Annotated in this window: 1 pseudogene; it reads left to right on the top strand. The window is 72.0% G+C overall.

Going from position 1 to position 410, the window contains the following annotated elements:
- Positions 1 to 410: pseudogene (locus SB751_RS28370) on the top strand (ATP-dependent DNA helicase); the annotation flags it as partial.

Raw genomic sequence — 410 nt, 5'->3', positions numbered from 1 at the left:
CCAGTGGCGTGTCGGCGTGCTCGTCGACGAGGCGCACAACCTGCTCGATCGCGCCCGCAGGATGTACAGCGCGTCGCTCGACCCGTTCGCGTTCGCGGCCGCGCGCGAGGCGGCGCCGGCGGCGCTGCGCAAGGCGTTCGACCGGCTCGCGCGCGCGTGGGGCACCGTCAATCGCGCACAGGCCGAGCGCTATGCGGCCTATCCGGAGATTCCGGGCCCGATCGTGTCGGCCGTGCAGAACCTCGTCGCGGCGATCGGCGAACACCTGACCGATGCGCCGCGCGCGAACGACGACGCGCTGCTGCGGTTTCATTTCGAGGCGATCCAGTTCGGCGTGCTCGCCGATGCGTTCGACAGCGCGTCGATCTTCGACGCGACGCTGCACGGCGAGCCGCTGCCGCGCCAGTCGG

The organism is Cupriavidus sp. SIMBA_020, assembly GCF_046535395.1.
GTDB lineage: Bacteria > Pseudomonadota > Gammaproteobacteria > Burkholderiales > Burkholderiaceae > Cupriavidus > Cupriavidus campinensis.
This window is presented reverse-complemented; position numbering and strand designations above follow the sequence as displayed.